Annotated in this window: 17 protein-coding genes and 1 pseudogene; 11 read left to right on the top strand and 7 right to left on the bottom strand. The window is 66.0% G+C overall.

The annotated features are described in order from the left end of the window. Positions 1-370: 370 nt before the first annotated feature. From WAX14_RS16610 to WAX14_RS16585, 6 genes are all read right to left on the bottom strand, one after another. A complete protein-coding gene (locus WAX14_RS16610) occupies positions 371-1,576 on the bottom strand; it encodes an ABC transporter permease (protein ID WP_422629154.1) in 1,206 nt (401 codons plus the stop codon). Then, positions 1,573-2,271 (bottom strand): ABC transporter ATP-binding protein, encoded by a 699-nt coding sequence (locus WAX14_RS16605; protein ID WP_422629153.1) that lies wholly within the window; start codon positions 2,269-2,271, stop codon positions 1,573-1,575. Before WAX14_RS16605 ends, WAX14_RS16610 begins: the two co-directional genes overlap by 4 nt. Next, complete coding sequence (locus WAX14_RS16600; RefSeq protein ID WP_422629152.1) at positions 2,268-3,308, bottom strand: efflux RND transporter periplasmic adaptor subunit; 1,041 nt, start codon at positions 3,306-3,308, stop codon at positions 2,268-2,270. Before WAX14_RS16600 ends, WAX14_RS16605 begins: the two co-directional genes overlap by 4 nt. Positions 3,309-3,367: 59 nt before the next feature. Then, positions 3,368-3,817: a hypothetical protein gene (locus tag WAX14_RS16595; protein ID WP_422629151.1), complete on the bottom strand. Its 450-nt coding sequence runs from the start codon at positions 3,815-3,817 to the stop codon at positions 3,368-3,370. Between the two features lie 117 nt (positions 3,818-3,934). Continuing rightward, positions 3,935-4,999: a sensor histidine kinase gene (locus WAX14_RS16590; RefSeq protein WP_422629150.1), complete on the bottom strand. Its 1,065-nt coding sequence runs from the start codon at positions 4,997-4,999 to the stop codon at positions 3,935-3,937. A gap of 52 nt (positions 5,000-5,051) precedes the next feature. Then, positions 5,052-5,729 (bottom strand): response regulator transcription factor, encoded by a 678-nt coding sequence (locus tag WAX14_RS16585; RefSeq protein WP_422629149.1) that lies wholly within the window; start codon positions 5,727-5,729, stop codon positions 5,052-5,054. Between the two features lie 218 nt (positions 5,730-5,947). Here WAX14_RS16585 and WAX14_RS16580 point away from each other — a divergent pair, with 218 nt between their 5' ends. From WAX14_RS16580 to WAX14_RS16565, 4 genes and pseudogenes are all read left to right on the top strand, one after another. Then, entirely contained in the window at positions 5,948-6,505 is a 558-nt protein-coding gene (locus WAX14_RS16580; RefSeq protein WP_422629148.1) for a M15 family metallopeptidase, read from the top strand. 270 nt (positions 6,506-6,775) lie between these two features. Beyond that, positions 6,776-7,552, top strand: coding sequence for a Na+/H+ antiporter NhaA (locus WAX14_RS16575; protein ID WP_422629147.1), 777 nt, complete (start codon positions 6,776-6,778; stop codon positions 7,550-7,552). Between the two features lie 182 nt (positions 7,553-7,734). After that, positions 7,735-8,514, top strand: coding sequence for a Crp/Fnr family transcriptional regulator (locus WAX14_RS16570; RefSeq protein WP_422629146.1), 780 nt, complete (start codon positions 7,735-7,737; stop codon positions 8,512-8,514). 16 nt (positions 8,515-8,530) lie between these two features. Then, positions 8,531-9,175 (top strand): annotated as a pseudogene (locus tag WAX14_RS16565) (NAD(P)H-binding protein). A 97-nt stretch (positions 9,176-9,272) separates the two neighbouring features. Here WAX14_RS16565 and lppU read toward each other — a convergent pair. Beyond that, positions 9,273-9,872 (bottom strand): LppU family putative lipoprotein, encoded by a 600-nt coding sequence (lppU, locus tag WAX14_RS16560; RefSeq protein WP_422629145.1) that lies wholly within the window; start codon positions 9,870-9,872, stop codon positions 9,273-9,275. A gap of 76 nt (positions 9,873-9,948) precedes the next feature. Here lppU and WAX14_RS16555 point away from each other — a divergent pair, with 76 nt between their 5' ends. The 7 genes from WAX14_RS16555 to WAX14_RS16525 all read left to right on the top strand — a co-directional run bounded on the left by WAX14_RS16555 (position 9,949) and on the right by WAX14_RS16525 (position 17,441). Further along, complete coding sequence (locus tag WAX14_RS16555) at positions 9,949-11,013, top strand: ATP-dependent DNA ligase (protein WP_422629144.1); 1,065 nt, start codon at positions 9,949-9,951, stop codon at positions 11,011-11,013. A 3-nt stretch (positions 11,014-11,016) separates the two neighbouring features. Further along, positions 11,017-12,075, top strand: a complete 1,059-nt coding sequence (locus WAX14_RS16550) for a DNA polymerase domain-containing protein (protein WP_422629143.1) — start codon at positions 11,017-11,019, stop codon at positions 12,073-12,075. Between the two features lie 191 nt (positions 12,076-12,266). Further along, positions 12,267-12,812 carry a DUF6764 family protein gene (locus WAX14_RS16545; RefSeq protein ID WP_422629142.1) on the top strand — a complete coding sequence of 182 codons (546 nt, stop codon included), beginning with the start codon at positions 12,267-12,269 and terminating at the stop codon, positions 12,810-12,812. 99 nt (positions 12,813-12,911) lie between these two features. Then, the gene (locus tag WAX14_RS16540; RefSeq protein ID WP_422629156.1) at positions 12,912-14,117 is read left to right on the top strand and encodes a serine hydrolase domain-containing protein; all 1,206 of its coding nucleotides are present in this window, start codon (positions 12,912-12,914) and stop codon (positions 14,115-14,117) included. Between the two features lie 189 nt (positions 14,118-14,306). After that, positions 14,307-14,531: a dodecin gene (locus tag WAX14_RS16535; protein WP_422629155.1), complete on the top strand. Its 225-nt coding sequence runs from the start codon at positions 14,307-14,309 to the stop codon at positions 14,529-14,531. Positions 14,532-14,682: 151 nt separating this feature from the next. Beyond that, positions 14,683-16,365 (top strand): FAD-dependent oxidoreductase, encoded by a 1,683-nt coding sequence (locus WAX14_RS16530; RefSeq protein ID WP_422629141.1) that lies wholly within the window; start codon positions 14,683-14,685, stop codon positions 16,363-16,365. Between the two features lie 140 nt (positions 16,366-16,505). Continuing rightward, positions 16,506-17,441 (top strand): L,D-transpeptidase, encoded by a 936-nt coding sequence (locus tag WAX14_RS16525; RefSeq protein ID WP_422629140.1) that lies wholly within the window; start codon positions 16,506-16,508, stop codon positions 17,439-17,441. Positions 17,442-17,461 lie beyond the last annotated feature (20 nt).

Raw genomic sequence — 17,461 nt, 5'->3', positions numbered from 1 at the left:
CTATAACACTGTTCGACGGAACTCTGCGGTCGGGATGCTCAGTCCCGACAGCTACGAGCGTTCACTTCGGGTGGAAGCCGCCTGAAGGATGTAACCCCCTTGTCCACCGTTCGGGGGGAACCTCAGGTGCGGTGCACGACACGACGCCGAGCGCCATCAGAACGCTGGCCGGTATCGCGGCCAATCTTCGGGTCCAAGGGGTGGGAGGCATACGTCGAGGCACTCACTTTCTTCTGTTCGTTCGAAGTGGGGTGTCGCCATCTCATCGAATGCGACGTTGCAGAGTTGTGAAGTCTCGAGCGCGGCAAGTTCTGAGGCGAACACGTACCGTGGCCGTAGTTCAGCCGTACCACCCGCCCACCGCGTGTGATCACGATGCCTTGAGCGCCATGCTTGGAGGAGTACGGGCCGCCCGCATTGCGGGCAGGATGCCGGCGATTGCGCCGATCGCGACTGTGGCGCCTATGCCCGCGAGGAGCACCACCGGGGGAACGGAGAGAGGCCAACCGTTCACCCCTGCGAAACCAGCAGTGACGGCGAGTCCGAGCAGCGTCCCGGCGGCACCTCCCAACGCCGACAGCAGCAGCGCCTCGAGCAAGAACTGCATTCTGATGTGGGCGCGGGTTGCGCCGAGCGCCCGCCGCAACCCGATCTCCCCACGCCTCTCCATCACCGAGATCACCATCGTGTTCGCGACGCCGATTCCACCGACCAACAATGCGACGGAGCCGAGTCCGAGCAGCAACCCGGTGAAGGCCGTGTCTGCAGCGTTCTTCGCAGCAAGAGCGTCTGATGGCCGGGACACCTCCACGTTGCGGGGATTCTCGGGATCGACTGTCCGTGAGAGCAGCTCACGGACTTCCTGGACCAGGGCTTCGTCGGAGCGTTCGAACAGTGCGGTGGGTCGCCCGTCCCAGTCGAATCTGTGGGTGGCGAACCTTCCACCGATGAAAGCGGACGTGTCGAGTTCAGGAGCCAGCGGCAGCCGATCGAGGACACCGATCACCGTCACTTGCGTCTCGCCGAGCCAGATCTCACTCGGGGTTTCGACGATGCCTAGGCGCTCGGCCGCGACGCTACCCAGGACCGTAGTTGGATACGTCGCGATCGCCGCGTCGAACCACCTCCCCGAACGCACTGTCCCGTCGAGTACTTCAAGGACTCCGAAGTCTGCTACCTGGACATGGATGCCGCCGCTCTGGGCGGGGTCGACGAGTCTGCTGCGATAGACCTTCGGCTCGGAAAGCTCCGCAACCGAAGCGACGCCGCTCACTCCCGGGACGAGGCCGACCTTGGCGACAGCGTCCGGCGGCAGGGTCGTGGTGTTGCTGCCGATCGAGCTACCGGGTCGAACGGTGAGCAGGTTCGTGCCCAGGGCGTCCAGCTGACCGGTAAGTCGCGCCTGGCTGGAGGTCGAGATCCCCATCACCGCGACCATCGCGGCGATACCGATTGCGATACCGAGCGCGGACAGGACGACACGTGTCGGTGTGGACTGCAAACCCAGCGCGCCCAGCCGGAGAGCGTCAGCCTGCAGTAGGCGCGAATGAAGCTCACGAATTCCATTGGATGTCATCTGGATTCCCTCCGACCATCTGATATGACCCGGCCGTCCCGCAGCGTGATGCGCCGCGGCAATCGGTCGGCCAACTCGGTGTCGTGGGTGATGACGACCACCGTCGTTCCCGTTCTGTTGAGTTCGTGAAGGAGTTCCACCACTTGGGTACCGGATCGCCGGTCGAGGTTGCCGGTCGGTTCGTCGGCCAGGAGCAGCACTGGGTCTGAGACGACTGCCCGGGCCACGGCGACGCGTTGGCGTTCACCACCGGACATCTCATCGGGCTTGTGGTCCAGCCGGTGGCCGAGGCCCACGCGCGCGAGAGCCGCCTCGGCGCGGCGGCGGCGCTCGGCCCGCGCGGTGCCGGTGTAGAGAAGTCCGTCAGCGACGTTGTCGACAGCACTGATGCCTGCCGTGAGGTGGAATTGCTGGAAGACGAATCCGATCCGGTAGGCGCGCAACGCCGACAACTCGGCGTCGTTCATAGAGGCGACGTCCGCCCCGTCGACCACCACCCGGCCCGATGTCGGACGATCGAGGGTTCCCATGACGTTGAGCAGACTCGACTTCCCGGAGCCACTGGGCCCGACAATCCCCACCAGCTCGCCGTGAGTAATCGACAGGGAGACGCGGTCGAGGGCACGCACCGGCGGGGAGCCGTGATCGCGCAGGACGTCGTCGAGGAGTACCACCGTCTTCTTCGTAGCGTTCACAGTGACGGCACCACGACTTCCGTCCCCACGTCGACGCCCTCGCCCGTGACCTCCACGAAGCCGCCGGCGAACCTCCCGGTCTGTACCGGAACCGATGAGGCAGTGCCGTCCGGTAGCGGCACCTGCACCCCGAACCCGCCGCCCGGCAGCGCGATCAGTGCCGAGACAGGAACCGCGAGGACCTCTGTCCGTCCGGGACGTGAGAAGTCGACCGAGACCGCGACGTCGTGCAGCTCGGCGACCTGGGCATCGTCGTCGACAATGACGATCACCGGTGCCAGAAGCGATTTGGCGCCGTCGCGGTCAACCTCGCGCGGCGGCGCAACGGACGCGACCGTCCCGCGCACGCTCCGCCCGCCGGGTACGTTGACGGTGGCCTCGGCGCCGGTGATCGCGACCGTCTGGTCCGACGGCTTGACGTCCGCGACGACGACCTTGCGCGTCTCGCTCAGCGTCATGATCGGATCTCCTGGCTGCACGCGCACCCCCACCTGCGCCGACAACTGCCCGGTCCTCATCTCGGACGATCCGAATACCATGCGACCCAGCGGTATCGAACCGGTGACCGGTTGGCCGGTGTTCTGCTGCCATTCTCGGACGGCCGCTGTGGTGTACCAATCGAAACTCTCATCCGGTACGCCGTGGAAGTAGCCCAGGGCGGTCAAGCTCGCCTCGAGCTGTGTCACGTCCGGGCCGCTACCCATGCCGGACTCGAAGGCCCGCCACGCCGGCAGTGTCCCGGTGAACAGCGTGACGGGTTCGTTGTCGATGCGGTACAACTCGTCGCCGGGGCCCACCCGACCGTCTTCCTTCGGTAGCGCGGTCACCGTTCCTGCAACGCCTGCTCCGAGCACCCGCTTGCCTGCATAGGTGAGTGTGCCCCGCGCAGTCACCGTTTCGTTGAGGGCTCGCTTCTCCACCGACACCGTGCTTGTTCCGTACGCCGTCTGTGGGTCTTCGACGTGGCGATCTGCCAGCGCCGCGACGGCGGCAGCAGCAACGGCGAGCACGCCCACCGTGACCGCGATCGCCTTCACACGGCGTTTCCGCCGCAGACCTTCTGGGTCTCCTTCTGGACTGCGCTTCTCGTCCTGCATCAGGCGACGCAACTGTCCAGGTCGGCATCGGTGACGGTGTCGGGCACATGCACGGTGGTACCGTCCGGATCGTCGACGTCATAGCCGTGTGCGCGGAGGCAGCGCACGACACCGAGCATGTCCTGTTCGATCTCCGCACGAGACTTGGCGGGCTGGTCGCCGCTGACGGCCGGAGCGGCGCCGATGTCCCGGATACATGCATCCGATGCCGAAGTGAACTCGTCCTGGCGGGCACCGAAGTCGATCTGCCCCGCCTGGTCCGGAAGATCGAAGCCCTTCCCCTGCAGGCACGATCGATACTTCAGTTCCCAGCGATCGTAGCTCTGTTCGGCGGTGAGGTTCGACTTCGCGTCCGGCGCAGCGTTTTCGGACTTTCCGCACCCCGCAGTAATCAGTCCCAGCGCGCTCACTGCCAGGATCGCGGCGGTGCCGCGGCGCTTCCAATTCATCGACGGTGTCATCATCACTCCGGTTCTCTGCCTGCCGCGACGGATGCCGCGACGAGGCCATTTCACCGAAGGCGGTGTTGCAGAGTTGTAAAGCCAGAGAATCGATGACCGCGCACCCTACGCACCCGTTCCCGGCAGGGCCACGGTGACGTGAAGGCCGCCGGAAGGTCGCGGCCGGACGGTCAGCGAGCCGCGGTGGACGGCCACGATCCGCGCTACCAGCGCTAGCCCCAAACCGTATCCTCGGGTGCTTTGCGAGCGATCACTCACCCGACCGACACCACGTAGAAAGGGCTCGTGGAGACGCGCCGCTTCGGCCTCTGTGTAGTGCATGCCATCGTTCTCGACGTGGAGGACGGCACCGTGGAGCCCGTCGGGTCCCGCCCGTACGATCATCTCGCCGCCGGCAACATTGTGGCGACAGGCGTTCTGGACCAGGTTCACCGTGAGCTGCGCGAGCAGTGTCGGATCCCCTACGGTCGGCGCGGTTTCGAGTTGTCTGCGGACGCGTACCTTCCGCTCCTCCACCTCCGAGGCGCAGTCGTCGAGAACGGTGGTCGCGAGGTGTGCCAGGTCGATCGGCTCGGACCGGACGGGTGCCGACTCGGCTTCCGCCAACCGCAGCAGCGCCTCGGTGATGTCGATTGCCCGAGCATTGGTGATGTCCAGCCGTTCGATCAGTTTCGCGACGTCGTCGGTGTGCGGACCCCGCTTGGCCACATCGAGCATCGTTGCGGTCACTGCCAGTGGTGTTCGGAGTTCGTGCGATGCGTTGGCTGCAAACCGTTGACGGGCCTCGAATGCGTCGCTCAGCTGGTCGAGCATGTCATCGAAAGAGTCTGCCAGTTGACGAAATTCGTCATTCCGTCCGGCGAGTTCGATCCGGTGGTCGAGACGACCGGTCGCCGCGAGACGGGCTGCGTCGTTGATCCGGTGCAGTGGACGCAGCACCCACCCTGCCAGCAGCCAACCGCCGGTCACCCCGATCAGGCCCAGCGCGAACAGGATTACGCCGGAGACTCGGACGACGACATCCAGAATCTCCTCACGCGACGCGACGGTGACTCCTACGTCGTTCGGGTTCGCCGCGGTCAGCGGGTAGTCCGGAACGTAGCGCAGCACCACGTACACGCCGGCGAGAACGACCACTCCGGCGGCGACGAGGAACACCGCGTAACTCATCGCCAATCGCAGGCGGGCGCTGGCACGCGGTAGCACTGGGCGTCCGCGCCGCTCAGTCATTCGAGCAGCCGGACTCGGTCAGCCGGTAGCCGACGCCGGGCACCGTGTCGATGACGTTCGGCGGCCCGAGCGCCTTGCGCAACGTGGACATCGTCACGCGGGGCGCGCTGGTGAACGGATCGACGTGTTCGTCCCACGCCTTCTCGAGCAGAGTCTCCGCACTGACGACGCCGCCACCGGCCCGCATCAGCAGTTCGAGGACGGCAAACTGTTTGCGCGTGAGCTTGACGTACCGGCCACCCCGGTACACCTCTCGTCGAAACAGATCGAGGCGCAGTTCGCCGAATTCCAGGACAGGCGCCACGGAGGACGGCGAACGTCGGGCCAGTGCGTGAAGGCGCACCACCAGTTCCTCCAGCGCGAACGGCTTGATCAGATAGTCGTCGGCGCCCAGACGGAAGCCCCCGACCTTGTCCGTGAGCTGGGCCGCAGCGGTGAGCATGAGGACGCGAACCGACGGGTACTCGCAGGTGACGATCGCACATACCTCGTCACCGTGGGTGCCAGGAATGTCCCGATCCAACACGACCACGTCGTAGTCGTTGACGGCGATGCGTTCCAGCGCGTCGTCACCGTCACCCGAGATGTCGGCGGCGATGGCTTCCTGGCGTAAGCCGTCTCGCAGCGCTTCAGCGAGGAATAGCTCGTCCTCGACGATCAAGACTCGCATCGGTGAACAAGCTCCTTTTCGGGACGGGGACGCGCAAGCTCGAGTCTATTGGGGCCGGTTGTTGCGGAAATGTTTCGACAACCACAGACATCGGCGAAACACGCTGACAGTTGGGATGGGGGCACACGCGCCGCGGGACCCTGAACGGCGCGAGACGAGAGAGGACCCCCTTGGCTATCTGGTTGAGACGCGCGACCCCACGGATTGTCGGTGCACTCGTGACGGGAACCGCGGCGGCGGCGATGATGGCGGCGTGCGGTTCGTTCCACGGCGATCCGACGGCGCTACGCCCCGCGACGTCGATCTCGTCGTCGGGTGTCGACCCGTCAGTCCTCGACGACACAGGCGGATACATCGAGCAGGACAGTTCGGTATCCCCGTTCGACGAGGGACATCCCGCCATCGCAAACCTGGATCGCGACCTGCGGGACGCACTGCAGCGGGCAACCGACGACGCTTCCGTGGACGGGGTGCATCTGATGGTCAACAGCGGGTGGCGTAGTACGGAGTACCAGAAATCTCTACTCGACGATGCCGTCCGCACCTACGGCAGTCTGGACGAAGCGCGCAGATGGGTCGATACGCCGGAACGATCGACCCATGTGACCGGGCACGCAGTGGATGTCGGCCCCACAGACGCCTCCAGTTGGCTCTCGCAACATGGTGCCGTCTACGGCCTGTGCCAGACCTACTCCAACGAAATGTGGCACTTCGAATTAGCGGTGACCCCTGGAATGGACTGCCCGGCCGCGGCCGCCGATCCGACAGCCAGGTGATCCTTGCCCGACCTGTGTACGCGCCTGGTCAACACCGGGCACACGTTGCGGACTACCGGACACCGACGTGGATTGCACTTACACCGACGTGCGGGGTCGGAATGACCCGGCGGCCTACTTTTCCGTAGGCGTCGACAACCAGAATTCTCATGTGTTCTCCTCACCGGTGTCGTCGTCTCCGACGACCTACGTCAGATCGATGCTCTCGTGTCGTACCACGGCGTCGGCCCACGTCGGCGCACCCCAGGTGCCGTCGCGTAGGTCGTCATCGTGCCGTTGTTCGCGCTCGCCAACGCCGGAATTCCCCTGTCGACCGAGCAGATCGGTGACGCGATGGGCTCCCCGGTGACGTTGGGTGTCGTGGTCGGCCTCGTTCTGGGAAAGATGCTGGGCATCGTCGGCGGCGCGGAACTGGCGGTCCGGCTCCGCCTCGGGCGACTCGCGCCCGGACTGACCCGCCTGCACCTGCTCGGCGGTGCCACGCTCGCCGGCATGGGATTCACGATCTCCCTGTTCATCGTGGACCTGGCGTTTTCCGACGCGGACACCGCCAATGCCGCCAGGATCGGCATCCTCATGGCCTCGGTGCTGGCGGCGGTACTCGGTACCGTACTGCTGCGCTATGCCGCGCACCGATATCCGGCAGAGGAAATGCCGGACCGGCTCGAACCACCCGTCGATGTTCGGTTCGATCACGTCCGTGGCACGTTGGATGCTCCGGTGACTCTCGTCGAATACGGCGACTACGAATCGGCGCAGAGCCACGGTGCTCACGCGGCCGTCCGAGAGGTACAGCGGCGCCTGCCGAACCAGGTGCGGTTCATGTTCCGGCACCTGCCGGATACCGAGACCGATCCGGCAGCGCAGATGGCTGCCGAAGCCGCCGAAGCTGCGGGTGTGCAGGAACGGTTCTGGGAGATGCACGACCAGCTTTTCGACACGTCGTCGGATGTCACGCCCATGCACCTGACCATCGACGACCTGTTCGCCAAGGCCACGGTGATCGGTCTCGATCAGGCGAGCTTCACCCGCGACCTCGGCGAATGACACATGGCTCGTCGGGTGCAACGCGATGTCGCGTCGGCGCGTGCGAGAGGGGCAAGCGAATCGCCGACGTTCTTCATCAACGGGACCAGATACGACGGTCCGCACGACGCCGACAATCTGGTCGGCGCACTCATGGCGGCGTTGCCTGTCACCGCGCAGACCGGCGAGTCCGGGCGCGCGCATTGGGATCCAGGACCGATCTGCTCCCGCCCTGGCGCGGCACCCCGGGCCCGGCAAGTGGGGACCTCGAGGCAATCCCACGAAACCTCGACGAAACGCCCGACACCGGTGGGATTCTTCCGCGGCTGTCGGATGCGAACCTGGACTTGCTGGCAGACGAGGGGAACATCGAGTTCACCCACGACGGGCAGGTTCTGTTCGAAAGGTACGGCAACGACAACGACGACCTCTATGTCGTCCTGTCCGGCGCGGTGGCGATCGCGGAGTACGCACGAAATGCCACCCCGGAGATCTCGGTGCACGAGCGGGGCCGGTTCCTCGGCGAAGCCGACTTGTTGACCAGGCAGGCGTCTTCGCGAACGGCGGTCGTCATTCGGCCCGGCCGGGTTGCGCGGCTCGACCGGGCGCAGCAACAGGTAGCGTTCCGGCGGGATTCCCGGCTGCGTGACGTCATCGTGCGCACGCTCCTGCTGCGACGATCCAGACTCCTCGCCGAGGTGGCCGATCTCCGTGTTCTCGGCGTGCCCGAGGCGGACGAGACGCGGGCACTCACCGATTGGGCCACCGCGCACGGCCGCACCATCGGCGTCGACGACGTCCGTGCACTGTTGACCGACGCCGACCTCGACGCGCTGGGCCTGCAACCCGACAACCTGCCGTTGGTCTTCACCCGCTCGGGGGAACTTCTCACGAATCCCGGGCCCGAAGAACTGACACGGGCGTTTCCTCCTCGCCGAACACCGGAGTCGCCGCCGGCAGAACATCCGGAGCACGAACAATGAGAAGGAGAAGTCGACCATGCACAACGTGTTGATCCTGGGAGCGTCCGGTGGAATCGCGACGCTCGTCGAAAGGCTGCTGATCGACGACCCACAGATTCACCTGACGCGGCTGGCTCGCCGCCCGGAACGGATAGTCGACGATATTCGCGGCGATGATCGAGTGACCATCGTCACCGCGGATGTCACGGACCACGATGCCCTGCTCGGTGCTATGAACGGGCAGGACACGGTGTACGCCAACCTGTACGGGGCAAACCTTGGCGCGTAAGGGAAATCGGTTGTCAGGGCCATGCACGAGGCCGGGGTGCGACGGGTCATCTGGGTTTCCACGAACGGGATCTACGGTGAGATCCCGGGCGCCTACGGCGAGTGGAACGCGACGATGCTCGGCACCACCCTCGACGCATGCGCGGCGGGCGCCGAAGCCATCGAATCGAGCGATGTGGACTACACCATCGTGCGGCCGGCCTGGTTCTCCGACAAGGACGAAGTCGACTACGAACTCACGCAGAAGGGCGAGCCGTTCAAGGGGACTGAAGTGTCCCGTCGGAGCGTTGCCGCATATGTGGCGTCGTTGATCGTCGATCCCAGCAGGGAGATCCGACGCTCTATCGGGATCAGTGGGCCGAACACCGACGGTCCCAAGCCGAGTTTCTACTGAAAACTCGTCGCGCCGACGGATGTCCTGACGCGCTGCCCATGATGATGATGTGCCGCAGCGTGTTCGGGATATTCCGCCGGCGCGGCCGGCTGTAGATCTACAGCGAATCGGTGCAGACGACGAAGCGGCGTTCGGAATAGACGAATCCGCCCGCCGAGATCGTGCAGTCGTTGACGTCGTCGGTGTTCTGCAGGATCTCGGTAACCTTCTCGCCCTGCGTGGACGGTTCGGTGCAGTCGATCCGCATCGGATCCTCACCGCCGAGTTCCATGCAGGTTCCCACGACCCAATCGATGTCGAGGCACAGCGCGCCGGTTTCGACACCGCTCAACGTCTCGTAGTACGTCTGGTCGGCGTCGGACACGCATTCGTCGCTCGAGGCGACCTTGCCGATCACCTTGTAGTTAGATTCCATGCTGCCGCAGTCGGCGTTGTCGATCGTCGCGTCGTCGACGGTGCCGCCGAGTATCACGCAGTCACCGATCGCGACGTCGATGTCGAGGTCAGCGTCGGACGACGAGGACGACGTGGTGGTCGTAGTTGTGGTTCGCGACGAGGACGCTGTCGTGGTCGGGGCGGCAGCGGCACCGGATTCCGGCACGGCAACCGGGTTGATGTCGGACCCGCAGGCACTCAGGGTGAAGACGACCGCGCAAGACGCCGCCACAACGGCACAAACCCGACGAATGTTGTTCATGGGGAGAGAGTACGGAATCGCGACGGTTTCGACTCAACGGAGGGCGGGCTCGCCCGGTTGATGTCACCATGGGGCGGTGGATCTTCCTGTGAATCCGCCGATCCCCCCGATGCTCGCGAAGGCCGTGTCGTCGGTGCCGTCGCAGCCCGGCAGCGGGCCCGCCGAATGGTCGTACGAACCGAAATGGGACGGGTTCCGGGCGCTCGTGTTCCGGGACGGTGACGAGGTGGTGTTCTCCTCGCGCGGCGGCAAGGACCTCGTCCGCTACTTTCCGGAACTGGCCGACGCCGTGCGCACGGAGTTGCCCGGCAGGTGCGTCGTCGACGGGGAGATCGTGGTGCCGCGCGATCATGACGGGCGTACCCGGCTGGACTGGCACGCGCTGTCCGAGCGGATCCATCCGGCCGCGAGCCGCGTCGCGTTGCTGGCCGAACAGACACCCGCGCAGTTCGTCGGATTCGATCTGGTGGCGATCGGCGACGACAACCTCATGGATGTGCCCTTCCGGGACCGGCGGGCCCGGTTGCGGGGGATCGCGGGCGGCGGCCCGAACTGCCACGTCACCGTCGCGACCGGCGATGCGGCGACCGGGCAACGCTGGTTCGAGGAGTTCGAGGGGGCCGGACTGGACGGCGTCGTCGCCAAACGCCTCGACGGGTGCTATGTGCCGAACAAACGGGAGATGGTCAAGGTCAAGCATGCGCGGACAGCGGATTGTGTGCTCGCCGGATATCGCAAGCACACGAGTATCGACGGGGTCGGTTCGCTGCTGCTGGGGCTGTTCCACGACGGCGAACTCGCGATGGTCGGTGGAGCATCGGCGTTCACCGCCCAGCGCAGGCAGGAACTGCTCGCCGAACTCGAACCGCTGCGTGTCGGAGCCGACATCGTCGCCGAGGGCGAACCGACCCGGTGGCGCTCCGCGAACGAGCGCAGGTGGGTGCCGTTGCGGCCCGAGCGGGTCGTCGAAGTCGCCTACGACCAGATGGAAGGCGCGGCAGGCAGTGGGTTGCGCTTCCGGCATGCCGCGAGGTTTCTGCGCTGGCGGCCCGACCGCGACCCTGAGAGCTGCACCTACGACCAACTGGAGGTTCCCGTGCGATACGACCTCGCCGATGTCCTCGATCGACCGGAGACCTGAACGATGGCAGGCGCAAGCAAACGGGCACCGGCCGAGGAACTCGACGTCGACGGCACTGCCGTGCGGCTGTCGAATCCCGACAAGGTCTATTTTCCGCGGCTCGGGGCCGGCGGCGGCACGAAACGGCATCTCGTCGACTATTACCGGACCGTCGCGACCGGTGACGCCCCGTTGTTGACGGCGTTGCGGGACCGGCCCACCCACCTGCAACGGTTCCCGGACGGCATCGAGGGCGAGGAGATCTATCAGAAACGGCCGCCGGCACGGCACCCCGACCACGTCGGCACCTGCGAGGTCACCTTCCCGTCGGGACGCACGGCCGATGTGCTTCGGGTCCGGTCGGCCGCGGACATCGTGTGGGCAGCGAATCTGGGCACGGTGACGTTCCATCCGTGGGCGGTGCGGTGCCCCGACGTCGATCGGCCCGACGAACTGCGCATCGACCTGGACCCGCAACCCGGCACCGATTTCGGCGATGCCCGCGCGGTCGCGCTCGATGTGGTGCGGCCGCTGCTCGACGAACTGGGGCTGACCGGGTTCCCGAAGACGTCCGGGGGCCGGGGCCTGCACGTGTACCTGCGGATCGTTCCCGAGTGGGATTTCATCGGGGTGCGGCGCGCCGGGATCGCCTTGATGCGCGAGATCGAACGCCGCAGCGGCGACCGGGCGACGACGGCATGGTGGAAGGAAGAGCGCGGTGAACGCATCTTCCTGGACTACAACCAGAATGCTCGAGACAAGACCATCGCATCCGCGTACTCGGTGCGCCGCACCCCGATCGCGACGGTGTCGACACCGTTGACGTGGGACGAACTGGCCGACGTGGAGCCCGATGACTGCACGATCGCAACGGTGCCCGATCTGCTGGCCCGTCGCGGCGATCCGATGGCCGGACTCGACGACGACGCGCAGTCGCTGGGCGTGTTGCTCGAGATGGTCGAGCGTGACGCGGCCGCCGGCCTCGGGGACCTGCCGTATCCGCCCACTCACCCGAAGATGCCCGGTGAACCGAAACGGGTGCAGCCGTCACGCGACACCGATCGACGCGATGCCAGACAGTGACGTTCGGCCAGACAGTGACGTTCGACAGTAGGGAGTGGCAGTAGGGACCGCGGTCGGGGTGGAGAGCGGCGCCCGACCGTTTCCGAGATCGAACTCGGGTCGTTACCTGTGCATCAGGTGGTGTTCGAGGGACGTCCGTAGACTCTCCGGGGAGAACATATCGTCGACTGCATCCGAGGAGGATCGCCACGGTGACGTTTTCCCGGATTCCGATGCGCATACTCGGCGGTGCCGTTGCGGTTGTCGCTGCCGCGCTCGCCGGTCCTGTCCTGATGGTGGCGCCTGCTCACGCGCTGACGACGGCGCCTGCTCACGCGCTGACCTGTGCGGCGCCTCCGGGTGCACCGGCGTCGGTCGTCGACATCGACGGTACGAGCGGATGCGGCGCGAATGCCGACGGGGCCAGCGGCGCGTGGGGCTACAGCGATGGTGGTGTCGGTTTCGCCGACGCCGAGGCAGGTGCGCTCGTCGTCGGCGGGGGAATGTCCGGCGGGGTGGGTGCGGCCGAGAGTCGAGGCGGACAGGTGGTCGCGCTCGGATTCGGGGCGGATGCCCTCGCGTTGGGCGTCCTCGACGATCCCGGAACCGCGCTGGTGCTGGCTGGACCGCAGTCGCAGGCGTATGTGGGTGATCACGCCGATCCGATGCTGTGTGAGGGTTCGGCGTCGGCCGCGATCAACTTCGCGACGAGCCGGGCGTGCGTGGCATACGGTACGTTCCGATACGCGACCCCCTGAGTCGCTCTTTTACGACATTTCAGTCAAATAATCAACCCTTTCGTGGATGCATTTCGTCACTTAACCTGACGGAAAGCCTGATGGGGGATGTCGATGACGATGCTCGGCGATGTGCAGCGCGTACGCGAGGCCGATCGAAAGCCGCCGACCGTGATGCACGTGGATCCGAGGTTTCTGCCGCTCGCGGATACCTTCTTCGCGATGTACCGGCGGTCGCAGGACGGTGGCGGCGCCCTCGCTGCGTACTTCGAGGGTGAGAAGGTTCTCGACATCTGGGCCGGATGGTCCGGGCGGGACCGGCGATGGAACCGCGACACCATGTCGCTGTCGTTCTCCACCGGCAAGGGGGTCGCGTCCACGGTCGTCCATCGGCTCGCGGAACGCGGGATCATCGACTACTGGGCTCCCGTCGCGCAGTACTGGCCCGAGTTCGCGGCCGCGGGCAAGGACACGATCACCGTCGCGGACGTGATGACGCACCGCGCCGGCCTGCACCGCGTGCGTGGACTCCTCCCCGGACGCGACGGAATCCTCGACTACGACGCGACGGTCGCGGCACTCGCCGCGGCCCCGCCGGACCGCCGTCGCCTGCAGAGCACCGGCTACCACGCGGTGACCTACGGCTGGCTCGTCGCCGAAATCGTTCGCCGCGCGACGGGGCTACCGTTCGAGGAAGTGGTACGGCGCGAGATCGCCGAACCGCTCGGCGACCCCGACTTCTGGTATCGCGTGCCGACATCGGAGCGGGGGCGCATCGCGAAACTGTTCCCGCGCATCAATCCTGCCGGGCTGGACTGGGGGTTCAGCGCGTCGGTCTTGTCGAAGGTGGGGCCGATGCGCGGTCTCGCGGAGGCGGCGATGCCTGACGGGTTCGACGAGCTCGTCCGCGACCCGGCGGTGCACGACGCGGTGATGCCGGGCTGGAACGGGGTGTTCACGGCGCGGTCGCTCGCCCGGATGTACGGGGCGATCGCGGCCGGCGGCACCATCGACGGCCGGTGCTTCCTGAAGCCGGAGACGATCGCGGCGATGGACGCGGTCCGGGTACGGAGCCGCGACTACGTGCTCGGGGTGCCGATGGCCTGGCGGCTCGGTTACCACCAGCCGGTGTTCGCGAGCATGGAGCGTCCGCGTGGGGCGCTCGGCCACTACGGTGTCGGGGGGTCGGGGGCATTCGCCGACCTCGACACCGGATTGTCGCTGGCGTTCACGACGAATCGGCTCGGTGCCGGTGCGATGCCGCTGGGCGATCTGCGCCTGGCTCGGCTCGGGCCGGTGGCACGCGAGTTGGCTCGAAAGGCCTGACGCCCGGCCGGCTGCCTCGTCGTCCCGGGGCCATGTGGCTACTCGGGCTATTTGGCTACTCGGCTGTTGCGATATTGGGCGCGTTCGCATTGTGGCGCGGCCGATTTCACCCATTTCGCAGACATCGGCACGGGTGGGCTCGCACTATTGGATACAGGTGCTGTATCTGGTATGAAAGGGGGCACCACAATGAGCCATGTCTATCGAGTGATCGACCTGGTCGGGTCGTCGGCCAACGGTATCGACGATGCCATTGCGAGAGCGGTGGCGAGGGCGGCCGAGACGACGCGGCATCTCGAATGGTTCGAAGTGGTGAACGTGCGCGGCCACATAGACGACGGTGCGGTCGCGCATACGCAGGTCACCCTCAAGGTCGGTTTCCGGATCGAATCGGGCGACGAGTTGGCGGAATAGATCGCAGAAAACACTTCTGCGACCGTTGCTCCGCAACCGCCCGGGACAACCTGCACATCGCCGCCGACAGGCACTCTCGACCAGAACTGAAACACGTTATAGTCTGGTTGCGAATCGTCGCACTACACTGGCACTCTCAGGCAGGTTTTCCGTGGCTTATGTGATCACTCAGGCGTGTTGCAACGATGCATCGTGCGTCGAGGTCTGTCCGGTCAATTGCATTCACCCGACACCCGACGAACCGCAGTTCGCAACCACCGAATTGCTCTACATCGATCCCGAGACCTGCATCGATTGCGGTGCCTGCGTGGACGAATGCCCGGTCGACGCGATCTCCGCGGACAACGAACTGGCTGCCGAACACGAGCCCTACCTGAAGATCGCCGCGGACTACTACGAGCGCTACCCGATCGGCCCGGACTGGCCGGAACTCCGGGAACGCAGGAAGATCCCCGCGGACCTGGGCACATTGCGGGTCGCGATCGTCGGATCCGGGCCCGCCGCCTGCTACGCCGCGATGGAATTGACGTCCCGTCCGCGCGTCGAGGTCGACATCTTCGATCGCCTCCCCACACCCTTCGGGCTCGTCCGGGCCGGTGTCGCACCGGATCACAAGAGCACCAAGTCGGTCGGTGACTTGTTCCGTAGCGCGATCGGCCACAAGAACACCCAATGCTATTTCGACGTCGAAGTCGGCTCACATATCAGCCACGACGAACTGCTGGCACACCACCACGCCGTCATCTACGCGGTCGGCGCGGCCAGTGACCGGCAGCTCGATGTTCCCGGTGAGGACCTGCCCGGTTCGCATGCCGCAACAGAATTCGTATCCTGGTACAACGGTCATCCGGATTACGCCGACCGCCAGTTCGACCTGTCCGGCGAGCGCGCGGTCATCATCGGTAACGGCAACGTCGCCCTCGACGTCGCCCGTGCCCTCGTGATGGATCCGGAGATCTTCGCCCGCACCGACATGGCCGATCACGCCGTGGAGGCCCTGCGAAAGTCGAACATTCGCGAGGTCGTCGTCGTGGGTCGTCGTGGCCCCGCCCAGGCCGCGTACACGAACCCGGAACTGCTCGCGCTCGGGCAGCTTCGCGGCATCGACGTGATCGTCGATCCCACCGAGATCGAACTCGATCCCGCCAGCCGTGCGCTCCTCGACGACCCCGAGTGCGAACCACGCATCGCCCTGAAGGTCGAGCAGGCCGAAGGATTCGCGCGTCGCACACCCACGGAGGGCAACAAGCGCATCGTGCTGCGCTATCTCGCCTCGCCGGTGGCGATCGACGGCGACGGCACGGTCGAATCGATCACCCTCGAACGCAATCAGATCGTCGACGCCGACGGACGCCTCGAGGCCAGGGCCACCGGCGACCGCGAAACGCTAGAGACAGGGCTGGTGCTGCGGTCGATCGGCTACCGCGGTACACCGGTGGCAGATCTGCCGTTCGATGCACGACGCGGCGTGATCCCCAACGACGAGGGTCGCGTCGTCGATCCGCAGACCGGGGATCCGCTCACCGGCGTCTACACCGCCGGCTGGATCAAGCGCGGCCCGAGTGGCGTGATCGGCACCAACAAGCAGTGCTCGGCGCAAACCGTCGAACGACTCATCGACGATTTCGTCGCCGGGCGCCTCGACGCCCCGGCCGAGGACCGGGAGAAGTTCGCGATGCTCGTCGCCGAGCGTCGTCCCGGGTACGTCGACTACAGCGGCTGGCAGAAGATCGACAAGCAGGAGCGCGCGCGCGGTGGGTCCGCGGGCAGGCCGCGACAGAAATTCGTGTCCGTCGCCGAGATGCTCGAAGCGTCACGACTCGAGTCACAGTAGGGGTCGGACCTGCGTAAATGCGCCGAAGTTGAGCCTCGGCGCGTGCTGTCGAATTGCTGGTCCGTGGTTGCGCTGTGTCTAATGGGTGGGCACCACGCGCTGCTGTCGGGGCGGACAAAGGTGCAGCGCACTGTCGAACGATGGGTTGGAACATGTCCTTGAAGAAGGCTCGGACGCCCGGTGGAAGCCGAACCGGACGTTGGTCCGCGCGAGTTGCCACGGCACTCGTCGGCGCCACCGCTGCCGCATTCACGCTCGTCGGACCCGCCGGAGCGATACCACTGTGGCCGGGCGGGCCGGAGCTCCCGAGCCTCGAGCAGATCTTCTCCGGATCGAGCGGTCAGGGTCCGATCGCGCCACCGGCCCCGGTGGCACCGTTCTCGGCACCGTCGGTCAATCCGACCAGCGGTGAGACGGTCGGCGTCGCCCAACCGATCATCATCCGATTCAACGAAGCCGTCGGCGACCGCGCCGCCGCGGAACGGGCAATCTCGATCACGACCACTCCGGCGGTCGGCGGCCACTTCTACTGGGCATCGGACAAGCAGGTGCGGTGGCGGCCGTTCGACTTCTGGCCCGCCCATACACAGGTGACCGTCACCGCGGGGGATACCCACTCGTCGTTCACGATCGGTGATGCGCAGGTCACCGTGGCCGACGACACCACCAAGACGATCACGGTGACCCGCAACGGCGAGGTCGTGCGGACGATGCCGACGTCGTTCGGTAAGCCCGGCCACGAGACGCCCAACGGCACATACATTGTCGGCGAGCGGTTCCGGGACATGTACATGGATTCGTCCACCTACGGTGTCCCGGTCGATTCGCCGGAGGGCTACCGCACGTATGTCGAGTACGCGACGCGAATCTCCAACAGCGGCATCTTCGTTCACGCCGCACCGTGGTCGGAGTGGGCGCAGGGCAACACCAACACCAGCCACGGTTGCCTGAATGTGAGTACCGAGGACGGCAAGTGGTTCTTCGAGAATGCGCAGAAGGGCGACCCGGTCATCGTGCAGAACACCGACGGTGGTGTCCTGAACGGCTGGGACGGTCTCGGCGACTGGAATCTCTGACCCGGCACCTCTTCGTAGCA

It is taken from the genome of Rhodococcus sp. (in: high G+C Gram-positive bacteria), assembly GCF_049299235.1.
Lineage (GTDB): Bacteria > Actinomycetota > Actinomycetes > Mycobacteriales > Mycobacteriaceae > Rhodococcus.
The sequence above is the reverse complement of the archived record's forward strand: the minus strand, read 5'-3'. Positions and strand labels throughout refer to the sequence as shown.